This window comes from Psychrobacter okhotskensis, from assembly GCF_965638355.1.
In the GTDB taxonomy this organism is placed as follows: Bacteria; Pseudomonadota; Gammaproteobacteria; order Pseudomonadales; family Moraxellaceae; genus Psychrobacter; species Psychrobacter okhotskensis.
Genome location: NZ_OZ281822.1, coordinates 1,246,529 through 1,258,698, shown reverse-complemented (window position 1 = coordinate 1,258,698; position 12,170 = coordinate 1,246,529). Strand labels below are relative to the sequence as shown.

The 12,170-nt window shown below is 43.3% G+C and carries 9 protein-coding genes; 8 read left to right on the top strand and 1 reads right to left on the bottom strand.

From position 1 onward, the window contains the following. Positions 1-41: 41 nt before the first annotated feature. Positions 42-578 (bottom strand): gamma carbonic anhydrase family protein, encoded by a 537-nt coding sequence (locus tag ACSUPM_RS05415; protein ID WP_173239695.1) that lies wholly within the window; start codon positions 576-578, stop codon positions 42-44. Between the two features lie 739 nt (positions 579-1,317). Here ACSUPM_RS05415 and carA point away from each other — a divergent pair. From carA to ACSUPM_RS05375, 8 genes are all read left to right on the top strand, one after another. After that, positions 1,318-2,550: a glutamine-hydrolyzing carbamoyl-phosphate synthase small subunit gene (gene carA, locus ACSUPM_RS05410; RefSeq protein WP_201576811.1), complete on the top strand. Its 1,233-nt coding sequence runs from the start codon at positions 1,318-1,320 to the stop codon at positions 2,548-2,550. Positions 2,551-2,553: 3 nt separating this feature from the next. Then, the gene (locus ACSUPM_RS05405; RefSeq protein ID WP_201566002.1) at positions 2,554-3,321 is read left to right on the top strand and encodes a hypothetical protein; all 768 of its coding nucleotides are present in this window, start codon (positions 2,554-2,556) and stop codon (positions 3,319-3,321) included. A 92-nt stretch (positions 3,322-3,413) separates the two neighbouring features. Next, positions 3,414-6,668 carry a carbamoyl-phosphate synthase large subunit gene (gene carB / locus ACSUPM_RS05400; RefSeq protein ID WP_201566000.1) on the top strand — a complete coding sequence of 1,085 codons (3,255 nt, stop codon included), beginning with the start codon at positions 3,414-3,416 and terminating at the stop codon, positions 6,666-6,668. A gap of 395 nt (positions 6,669-7,063) precedes the next feature. Beyond that, entirely contained in the window at positions 7,064-7,540 is a 477-nt protein-coding gene (gene greA, locus ACSUPM_RS05395; protein ID WP_045445504.1) for a transcription elongation factor GreA, read from the top strand. Between the two features lie 484 nt (positions 7,541-8,024). Continuing rightward, complete coding sequence (locus ACSUPM_RS05390; protein ID WP_227687595.1) at positions 8,025-8,990, top strand: hypothetical protein; 966 nt, start codon at positions 8,025-8,027, stop codon at positions 8,988-8,990. Between the two features lie 184 nt (positions 8,991-9,174). Beyond that, entirely contained in the window at positions 9,175-9,789 is a 615-nt protein-coding gene (locus tag ACSUPM_RS05385) for a hypothetical protein (RefSeq protein WP_201576814.1), read from the top strand. A gap of 117 nt (positions 9,790-9,906) precedes the next feature. Continuing rightward, positions 9,907-11,175 (top strand): putative DNA modification/repair radical SAM protein, encoded by a 1,269-nt coding sequence (locus tag ACSUPM_RS05380; protein WP_201565989.1) that lies wholly within the window; start codon positions 9,907-9,909, stop codon positions 11,173-11,175. Between the two features lie 79 nt (positions 11,176-11,254). Continuing rightward, a complete protein-coding gene (locus tag ACSUPM_RS05375; protein WP_201617219.1) occupies positions 11,255-12,127 on the top strand; it encodes a TIGR03915 family putative DNA repair protein in 873 nt (290 codons plus the stop codon). The last annotated feature ends 43 nt before the right edge of the window (positions 12,128-12,170 follow it).

Sequence of the window (12,170 nt, the reverse complement as noted above, 5' to 3'; positions counted from 1 at the left end):
ACGATTATCTAAAGATAAATCAATGCTCACTTTTATATTGATTAATCAGGCATGGCTATTTCTTTTAAGCCAGTCTTAAATGTCTGACAACGATCGCTATAATGCAGCGCAGACCACTTCATCATGGCAGCTTGCTCATCGGTCAAGGTTTTGACTACTTTTGCAGGTGCGCCCATTACCAGAGAATTATCTGGAATCTCTTTGCCTTCAGTGACCAACGCTTTGGCACCAATGATACAATTTTTACCAATTTTGGCATTATTTAAAATAACTGCACCGATGCCAATGAGACTATTATCACCGACTTCGCAGCCATGCAGCATCGCTAAATGACCAATGGTGACATGATCGCCGATCTTTACTTCGATGCCTGCATCGGTATGAATGACGCTGTTTTCTTGCACATTACTATAATCACCGATATGAATGCGCTCATTGTCCCCGCGAATCACCGCCCCAAACCAAACACTGGCTTGATGACCCAAATATACATCGCCGATGACACGTGCGGTATCTGCCACCCAACCGTTAAATGGAACGGCAAACTCAGGCACTTTGTCTAAATATTGGTAAATCATAACGGGTCCTTGTTACATTGGGTATTTTAATAATTATATTCGGTTCAAAGCTATATTTATAACAGCGCCGTCCATTGTGGCAAAGCTACCTGTGAAAATCTAGCTCTTTTAGTATTAGATTTATGGTTATATCAGTCACGAAAATTCATTTTTATAACTTAGGCTATTTTATATATAGTTAGAATATCCTAGAAACGCGACGGTATTGCTGATATCGATTTTTTGTAGCCTCTGTCTGCGTAGGCACAGCAAGCAAGAAAAATGGATATCAGCAGTGCATGATTTATCGATATTACTTAGGCCATTTTATATGGCTCTTATTTTAGGCAATCATGTTCTTTAAAGACGACCATACATATGCATGTCACGCAAATTTTAAACAAAGCCCAAGTATACAGATATCGGCTTTTAGCTAAGTTAATATCGGCTATTTACTACGATCAGCAAAGCCACAGTCATCAACCTTGAGAATCGGCTGGCTATCTTAGCGGATATTGTATATAATGCGCAAAATCTGTGCCTAAGCGAGCGGACATGATGCAAGTTACCTATTCACTACCTAGTGAGTTTTGTAGTTTCCATCGATAATGTCTTCTCGCTTTTTTGTGGAAAAATTTTGGCTTTAGTCCTTTTTTATTCTGGTTTTAACAGCAGCTATAACCCTATAAATAGTGATTATAAGTCAATATTTTCACCCACAAATCATGATGGCACTCACCAATAACAGCGGAGGCAACCCTTGAATTCATCGGCAGAAATACAAGCAATTTTGGCACTAGCAGACGGTACGATCTTTCGCGGTGTGAGTATCGGCAGTCTTGGTCATCGTGTCGGTGAAGTGGTCTTTAATACAGCCATGACAGGGTATCAAGAAATCCTGACCGACCCAAGCTACGCGCGCCAGCTCGTCACCCTCACCTATCCGCACATTGGTAATACTGGTACCAATGCTGAAGATACGGAGTCTGGTAATGGACACCAAGTATGGGCAGAAGGCCTGATCATTCGTGATGCAACGCTGGTTACCTCAAATTTCCGTAACTCTGAATCGTTGAGTGATTATCTACAGAGCCATGATACGGTCGCTATTGCTGATATAGATACCCGTCAGTTGACCCGCCTACTACGTGATAAAGGCGCTCAAAACGGTTGTATCATGACCGCATCTAACGGCGACACGATTAGCAGCGAAGACGAACAGCAAGCCATCAAACTGGCGCAAGAGTTCGCTGGTCTTGAAGGTATGGATTTAGCAAAAGAATGCTGTACGCCGACGACGTTTGAGTGGACCGCTGGTAGCTGGGATTTATCAGATACCTTGCTTAATCGTGATGTAGCTGGTAGCCATGATAGCGGTACGGGCGGCTTCTTTAAGAATTTGGGCACGCACGTTGAAGCAAAATATAATGTTATCGCTTATGACTTTGGTACCAAAACCAATATCTTACGTATGCTAGTCGACCGTGGTTGTCACGTCACCGTTGTACCAGCACAAACGCCTATCGCTGACGTGCTAGCGATGAATCCAGATGGCATTTTCTTATCAAACGGTCCTGGTGACCCTGCTGCTTGTGATTATGCCATCGATGCGGTACGTCACATCATTGAAGAAACGGAAATTCCAACTTTTGGTATCTGCTTAGGTCATCAGCTGATTGGTCTAGCCAGCGGTGCAAATACTATTAAAATGAAAACCGGTCATCACGGTGCCAACCATCCAGTACAAGACTTGGCTACTGGTACGGTGATGATTACCAGTCAAAACCACGGTTTTGCGGTTGACGAAGACACCTTGCCTGCCAATGTTAAATCGACTCATCGCTCATTATTCGATGGTACTAACCAAGGGATTGAGCTGACTAATAAGCCGGTCTTTAGCTTCCAAGGTCACCCAGAAGCCAGCCCTGGCCCGCATGATGCTGCGCCATTGTTTGATAAGTTTGCAGAGATGATGGAAAAGGCTAAGGCATAATCAATGTTGAAATTAGTTTTAGCAACTTTGTTCTTGATATCTTTTTCAGTAGCTAATGCCGATGATAGAAGAAATTTATTGCCTGAAGATACAAAAGAGCAGGTTGCTAAACTAGTTGCTAATAATTCAATTGATACGCCTATTACTTTAGGGGTTTTAGTCGCTAATAATCCAAAATTTTATAACAAAAGAGAAGACGCTGAAAAAATTTCTAATGCTATTTTAGGTTTATACGATTACAGCGGTTATCTTAAGCAATTTCGAACTAATATGAACGACCATGATCCTATAGAAAAGGTGACTGCCCCGCATCAAAAGGCATATTTAACATGTCTACAAAATAATTGGACTCCAGAAAAATATGCAGAGCATCTGCTAACTTATAGCTTAATATATGTAAATTCCATTAATGATAAAGAGTTAAACGAAAAACTGTTGCTATTAAATAATCAGCTAATAAAGGATTACTATAGTCTTTTAGCTCAGACTTGGGAACATTCATTAAAAGCAATAGAAGATAATGACTCATCTCTAAAAGCCTTGCTAACAAAGGATGAGCAACAACTCGACAAGATGTTGAAAAACCCTCGACTTTTGGAACTTCTACAAAATATTCATGAGTCTCCAGGTTTAACATTTTTAACAAATTATCCTATGCTGACCACTTTCGAATTTGATAATGGTATTTTAGCAAGATTTATAAATGGGACTGCAACCATATGTACTGCTGATTTTAATAAAGAGTTCTATAAAATGTTTGATAGAAAATGATTTTTTTATAGAATTCAACTCAACTATCTAATCTATACGAATTTTAAATATTTAACAAATCCCAAACCGCCAAAATAGGACTTAAAAACATTATGCCAAAACGTACCGACATAAAAAGCATTCTTATCATTGGCGCAGGCCCCATCGTTATCGGCCAAGCGTGTGAGTTTGACTACTCAGGCGCACAGGCGTGTAAAGCACTAAAAGAAGAAGGTTACCGCGTTATCTTGGTCAACTCAAACCCTGCGACCATCATGACCGACCCTGTCATGGCGGATGCCACCTATATCGAGCCGATCACATGGCAGACGGTTGAGCAAATCATTGCCAAAGAGCGTCCTGATGCGATCTTGCCAACCATGGGCGGACAGACCGCGCTCAACTGTGCGCTAGATCTAGACAAACATGGCATACTGACTAAGTACGACTGCGAGCTAATTGGCGCGACCAAAGACTCAATCGAGATGGCAGAAGATCGCGACTTGTTTGACAAGGCAATGAAACGTATCGGTCTTGAGTGCCCACGCGCTGAAACCGCTGAAACGATGGAAGAAGCTTTTGCGACCCAAGAAAAGATGGGCTATCCCTGTATCATTCGTCCCTCATTCACCATGGGCGGCTCGGGCGGCGGTATCGCGTACAACCGTGACGAATTCATCGAAATCTGCGAGCGCGGTTTTGATTTGTCTCCAAACCATCAGCTACTCATCGATGAGTCACTCATCGGTTGGAAAGAGTACGAGATGGAAGTCGTCCGTGACAAAAACGACAACTGCATCATCATTTGTGCCATTGAAAACTTTGACCCAATGGGCGTACATACAGGTGACTCAATCACCGTAGCCCCTGCGCAGACGTTGACCGATAAAGAATACCAAATCATGCGTAACGCCTCGCTCGCGGTACTGCGTGAGATCGGTGTAGAAACAGGCGGCTCAAACGTACAGTTCGGTATCAACCCTGATACGGGCCGCATGGTGGTCATCGAGATGAACCCACGCGTATCGCGCTCGTCTGCCCTCGCCTCAAAAGCGACTGGCTTCCCAATTGCCAAAATCGCAGCAAAGCTAGCGATTGGTTACACATTGGATGAATTGCAAAATGACATCACGGGTGGCAAAACGCCAGCCAGCTTTGAGCCTGCGCTTGATTATGTCGTTACCAAGATACCTCGTTTTAACTTTGAAAAATTCCCACAAGCGGACAACATCCTATCGACTCAGATGAAATCGGTCGGTGAAGTGATGGCGATTGGTCGTAACTTCCAAGAGTCAATGCAAAAAGCACTACGCGGTATGGAAACAGGCGCAGATGGTTTTGATGAGCAAGTTGATTTATCCAAAGTCAGTGCTGAGAAGGCTCGTAGCGAAATTATCAATCGCTTAACGATTCCAACCCCTGATCGTATCTACTATATCGCTGATGCTTTCCGCGTTGGTATGAGCGTCGATGAGGTGTTCAACTTCACCAAGATTGATCCATGGTTCTTGGTACAGATCGAAGACATCGTGAAAACCGAAGCAACCGTAAAATCACTCGGCTTTGGCGGTTTAACCGAGAAAAACTTGCGCAGCTTTAAGCGTAAAGGCTTGTCAGATTTACGTTTGGCTAAATTGCTAGGCGTGTCACAGAAGCAACTACGTAAGAAACGCTGGGATATGAACGTCTATCCAGTTTATAAGCGTGTTGACACTTGTGCTGCAGAGTTTGCGACCAGCACCGCTTATATGTACTCAACCTACGATAGCGAATGTGAAGCCAACCCAACTGACAAGAAAAAAATCATGGTCATCGGTGGCGGCCCTAACCGTATCGGTCAAGGTATCGAGTTTGATTACTGCTGTGTACATGCAGCGCTTGCCATGCGTGAAGACGGCTATGAGACTATCATGGTCAACTGTAACCCAGAAACGGTTTCAACTGACTATGACACTTCTGACCGTCTATACTTTGAGCCAATCACATTAGAAGACGTGCTAGAAATCGTCCGTATCGAAAACCCAGACGGTGTGATTGTCCAGTTCGGTGGTCAAACGCCATTGAAGCTTGCCCGCGCGTTAGAATCAGCGGGCGTAAAAATCATCGGTACCAGCCCTGATGCGATCGACCGCGCTGAAGACCGTGAACGTTTCCAGCATATGATTCAACAGCTAAACCTAGTACAGCCATCGAACGCCTTAGCAACGAGCTTGGAAGATGGTTTGGTCAAAGCAAAAGACGTGGGTTATCCATTGGTTGTACGCCCGTCGTATGTCCTTGGTGGCCGCGCGATGGAAATCGTCTACAACGAAGACGAGCTAAGACATTACCTGCGTACTGCGGTACAAGCCTCGAACGAAGCGCCTGTCCTACTCGATCGCTTCTTAGATGACGCCATCGAAGTCGATGTCGACTGTGTATGTGACGGTACTGATGTCGTCATCGGCGGTATCATGCAGCATATCGAACAGGCGGGTGTCCACTCAGGCGACTCAGCCTGTTCATTGCCGCCATACTCACTGTCTAAAGAGCTATGTGATGTCATGCGCGCGCAAACAGTCGCGATGGCAAAAGAGCTTGGCGTGGTTGGCCTCATGAACGTTCAGTTCGCGGTCAAAGGTGAAACGGTTTATATCTTAGAAGTGAACCCTCGTGCTGCCCGTACTGTCCCGTTTGTCTCTAAGTGTATTGGTACATCATTAGCACAAATCGCCGCTCGTTGTATGGCTGGCACGTCATTGAAAGACCAAGGCTTTACCACTGAAATCGTTCCTGCATTTTTTGCCGTAAAAGAAGCGGTATTCCCATTTGCTAAATTCCCTGGTGTCGACCCTATCTTGAGCCCTGAGATGAAATCAACGGGTGAAGTCATGGGTGTGGGTAAAACCTTTGGCGAAGCATTCTATAAAGCCGTCATCGGTAGTAATGAGCGCCTGCCCGGTCTACCTGTTGAGGGCGAAAGCAAAACGGTCTTTATCTCGGTACGTGATAGTGATAAAACACAAATCGCCCCTATCGCCCGTCAGCTAGCGGACTTTGGCTTTAACATCGTCGCTACTACTGGTACGCAAGAAGTCTTGGCTCAGAATGGTATCGAATGTAAGCAAATCAACAAAGTCACCGAAGGTCGCCCGCATATCGTTGACGCCTTGAAAAACGGTAAGATTGACCTTATCATCAATACGACTGAAGGCAAACAAGCTCAAGAGGATTCGTTCTCTATTCGCCGTAGTGCACTACAAGGCAAAGTCTTCTATGTCACGACGTTAGGCGCGGCAGATGCGGTTTGTAAATCTTATGGCATTGACCTACCGTTTGAGGTCTATAAGCTACAAGATTTGCACGAACAAGCAAAGACTATTGCTTAGCTCTATTGACTTAGCAGCATAATTTCAGTAGATTAAGCATAATGGCAACGCTCGTTTAACAGCGGATGCAAAACTTGTTATCGATTTTTATATAACAATAGGGCTTTAAAAAAACGTACGGCTTAAAAAAGCAGTACTTTAAAAAAATAAAGTTTTAAAAAGATAGACCTAAAAAGCATAGTGGCTAAACTGCGACTATGCTTTTTATTACGTAAAGTTAAAGTGCCTTGCTTGTCAGTGTATCCACGCTCACAGATAAGCGCATGTTTAGTTGTTACGCAGTCTAAACCTCATTCTTTTTATATCTTCACATACTCATTGCAACAACACTGACACCATCTCACTATTCACTAAGAGTAGGAGATGGTGTGGTGTTATTGGTTTAAGGAAAAAACATGCAACGTTATCCCATGACTCCTCAAGGACATGCGGCTCTAGAAGCCGAATTAAAACAGTTAAAAAGTATCGACCGTCCACGCATCACTGCTTCTATCGCTGAAGCCCGTGAACACGGCGATTTGAAAGAAAATGCTGAATATCATGCTGCTCGTGAGCAGCAAGGTTTTTGTGAAGCGCGTATCCGTGATATCGAAGCCAAACTTGGCGGCGCGCAAGTGATTGATCCTGCAACATTACCAAAAGATGGTCGTGTGATATTCGGCGTGAGCGTCGTTATCGAAAACATGGACACCGGAGAAGAAAAACAATACAAAATCGTTGGTGATGATGAAGCGGACTTTAAAGCGGGTAAAATCTCAGTCAATTCACCGATCGCACGTGGTTTGATTGGTAAGTCTGAAGGCGATGAAGCACGTATTGAAACGCCAAAAGGCGTGGTCGAATACGAAATCATGAAAGTGATTTACGATTAATTTTCCTGATTTGAGAAATATCTGGATAGAAAGCCTTTGATAGCAATTCTTTGATAAAGAAAAAGCTTTTGATAACAGAAGTATCTTAACGCGAATCAGCTGGCAATTCGCCTAGCAAATGAGCGTAGAAAGTAGTACACAACCTCATTATGAATAGAGCAGAAGTTACACAACGCTGCTTTTTTAGTCTGTTTGTTTTAGCGCATAATTGCTCGAGTATAGATGCTGAGCCTTGTGACTATTACAAGTGTCTCATTATAAGTATTAGACATAAGTGCTTAGCAACTGACTAAAATAATGATGGAGAGATAGCGAACGTTGGCTATCATTAGTATCTTTACCCTCGTTATTTGACATGGTTTACATGCTCATTTGACGGGGGTTTTTCTTTTCTAGGTGTTGTTTTCTAAGCGTTATTTTTTACGCTTTGCTTTCTGCTACTACATTAGCGGCTTTATTTACTGTTATTTTAAAGGAATCTATTATGACCATACACATCGATATGCCAGCGTTACTGACTATAAATAAGAAGGCGTTTACCCAGCACAGCCTCGTCAAAAAAAGCGTGATAAGCACTGCTATTCCAACAATTTTAGCAGGCGCTTTATTGACGGTATCTACCGCACATGCTGCGCCTGAGATCGCCATCACTTCGTCTGCTGGTAGTAGCACTACCGTCGTTGAGCAGTATTCTGACGGTAAAACCGCGACCATTACAGCGACACCACACGGCATCACCATGCAAGACGGCATGCCTTATGCTGTGACTCAAGTAACTAACGTTCCTCGCTATACGGTTCGCCAAGTCGCCAGTGGTGCGAGCAATACGGTCGTCACCCAAGGCAGCACCACGGTTACGAGCGTACCTGTGACCAACCAAGTCACCAATCAAACAAGCAACGTTGATGTCATAGCCGTGCCGACGACTAGCGTGACACAAGTATTGCCTGTGACGACGGCTACCCAATTGCCAGTCATCAATACGCCAACGACAACCATAGTGACGAACCAACCTGCAACGACGCAAATAGTATCTACGTCTTTAGATGCTCTGCAACTGACCCCGACCTTTAGCACGCCTGACGTGGTGAATGCACAAACCAAAGTGATGAAAATATTAAAAAATAAAGATGGTCGCGAAGTGGCTGTACCTGCGAACCATATCGCACCTGGCGACATCATCGAATACCACACCACTTATACCAATACCACGGCACAACCCGTCACTGACATCAATGCCATGGTGTCACTGCCAAATGGCGTGCAATTGGTATCATTGAATAGCCCACTACCAACGCTTGCGACAACAGGCGGCGACAGTTATCAGACTATCCAACAAGTTGGCAATACTGTAGTTATCACAGAAAATTACTCTGGACTCAAATGGAACTTGGTAGATCTTCCTGCTAACGTACCGCAAACGGTTGTTATACGTGCGAAGGTTCAGTAAAAATTAGATTTGAAAGTTTAGATTTGAAAGTATTGTTATTTAATAAATCTTAAAATTAATAAAAGGTCTTGCCGGCTAATTTCCTAGTCAGCAAGACCTTTTTGATGAGCGTACCTTATTCCTTAACAACCAACCTTTTGCTATAGTGCTATTAATTCAAAACAAATATCCGGTCATTACTTCCATGTATAAATTTACTCCTCTCTATTCATTGGCTTTTATCATTTACAGCTGTATTTTGAGTTCTATATCTTGGGCTGAAGCTGCCGAACCAAAATTTGACGATAGCTTTTATATGTCGAAAATTTGTACTGCCTATATGAGTAAAGACGGTCATGAGTATTGCGATGATGGTTACATCCTTAAAAGCGAAACCTTGAAAGACGGTCAAGTAAAAGAAACTAAACTTATGGATGGAATAGGTCATTACGGCTGGAACCATACTTCGCTCAAAAAAATCGATAAAGATACTTATCATGTTTACGTTGGCTGTGGCAATCCGTGCGGTGCTAATATGCTATTTGGTCGTGGCGGCAAGGAGCAATACTTTGGCCGTTATTTCACCTTTGACCTAAACAGTCCGTGTAGCGTTGGATATAATAGTGATAAACAATTATGGACGGCTAGCCGATTTTTTTCAGATAAAGAAATCGATTTTCCTTCGACCTATGACCCTGACGCTTTTGCAGCTTACCCCAAGTACAACGTCGAGTTTGACAAAAAAGGACGTCTTATTATCAAAGAATACTTCTCAGAAGAAGTGGTTCAAACGTTGCCTAACCCCTGTTTCTCTAATTAAAAAACTCATAAATAGCACGACAACAGTTGTCGTATGAAATCGATATTTCCCTAATAATTACAGTGACTTACAAGACAATTTGCTAAAATAATAGCCAATAAATGAATTGGTAATCTTATGGCCACCATCAATTATGAACGACTACAAGGCAAGCTCAATATTTTAGCGGACGCGGCTAAGTATGATGTTTCTTGCTCATCTTCCGCTGGTACGCGCAAAAACCAAGGCGGTGGCCTCGGTGATGCCTCAGCAACGGGTATTTGCCACAGCTATACCGAAGATGGTCGCTGCGTTAGTTTACTCAAAATTCTGCTGACCAATCATTGTATTTACGACTGTGCTTATTGCACCTCGCGCAAAAGCAATGACACCCCACGCGCGGCCTTTAGTGTTGAGGAAGTAGTCGATCTAACCATGCAATTCTATCGTCGTAATTATATCGAAGGACTGTTTCTCAGCTCAGGTATTTTCAAAAGTGGTGACTATACGATGGAGCGCTTGGTCGAGGTCGCCAAGATATTGCGTACCCGTGAGCGCTTTAATGGCTATATCCATCTGAAGACTATTCCGGGCGCATCAAAAGAGCTTTTGTTAGAAGCAGGGCTTTATGCTGATCGTTTGAGCGTCAATATCGAGATTCCAACGATATCTGGCTTGGCTTTACTCGCACCAGAGAAATCGCATGATGAATTAAAAGCACCAATGGAAACCGTTAAAACTGAAATTATTACGATAAAAGAGAGCCGTAAAACCCATAAAAAAGCACCGAAATTTGTGCCAGCAGGTCAAACCAGTCAAATGATCGTTGGTGCCAGTAATGAGACCGATTTGCAAGTAATTCAGCTATCGAGTCATTTTTATAAACAGTATGATTTAAAACGCGTTTACTACTCTGGCTATGTACCGATGTTGTCCGACAGCCGCTTGCCAGCGATTGGAACGCCCGTGCCGATGATACGTGAAAACCGCCTTTATCAAGCGGATTGGCTGATGCGTTTCTATGGTTTTGGTGCGCATGAGATCGTAGAGCCAGACTCGCCATTTCTAGACTTGGACTGTGACCCAAAATTGGCTTGGGCAATCCGCCATCGTGAGCATTTTCCGGTCAATATTCAGACAGCGAGCTATGAGATGATTGTACGCATCCCAGGTATTGGTACCAAAACGGCCAAAAAGATAATGAAAGCGCGCAAGTTTAATCAGTTAACGCTTTATCATCTAAAAAAGATGGGCGCAGCGGTTAACCGTGCCAAATACTTTATTGCAACAACGGGTAAGAATGAACATTTAGCGCATTTAACCCGTGATAACTTCCGCCAATATGTACTGGCGCAAACGCAGACCAAGTATAAAGATCAACGTAGTGGTCAATTGGCGCTATTTTAAAAACCATTTAGAACGAGTATTTAGAAAAACTGTCTTTAAAATCAGCCATAACATTTTTAGAGTTATCTTAGGATAGACAATGTCGATACTTGCTCAACACATAACGTATTCTGTCGGTCACTTAATGCCCAGTATTGTGCTTTATGAGCCAAGTTTTGAAGGTTGGCTGAGTGCCGTTTTTTATGTCTATGCTAATAAGTTACAGGACGATGCATCCTTACGGATAATTGCTGAGGATTGTTATGTACCGTCATTAATCTCACAAGCGACAAGTGTTGCCACTGATGAAGACAAAGCCGAACGGGTACTAACCAAGCTGCATAAGCTTTTGGGACGCTCGGGCATACGTAACTTGCTTTGGGGGTTTTTATCTGAAAAAGACAACATCGGCACCACTTTATTTCAAGTGGTGAAGTATGCCATTGACTACCCTAGCCGTCATATTATGCAGGATTTAGGTAATTTAGATGTGCTTGAACTGGTACAGACGGTCAAGTCTGTCGGTCGTGAGAAGCATCGCATGGAAGCCTTTGTGCGCTTTGAACATACCACTGATGATATCTACTTTGCCCGCGTTGAGCCTGACTTTAATGTTTTGCCATTGATTGGTGAGCATTTTCGTCAGCGCTACCAAGACCAACACTGGGCGATTTATGATTTGACTCGTAATTATGGTATTTATTATGACAAAAGCCAAAGCACGCCCAAACGCCCCGCTGCCCTGCAAACGATTACTGACCTTGATGATGCAGTACTGCGTAATCCTGCCAGCATTCATAGTCCTGATGAGCAGCGCTATCAAAGATTTTGGCAGGGTTACTTTACCAACGTCAATATCAAAGAGCGTAAAAACCCGCGTTTGCATAAGCAATATTTGCCGCAGCGCTATTGGAAATACCTAAGCGAAAAACAAGTACTGCCCAATGCTAAGCATCTGCAAAAACGTCGCTAAGGTAGTCATACGTTTTTGACCCAATAAGAGTGTCTATTACTTA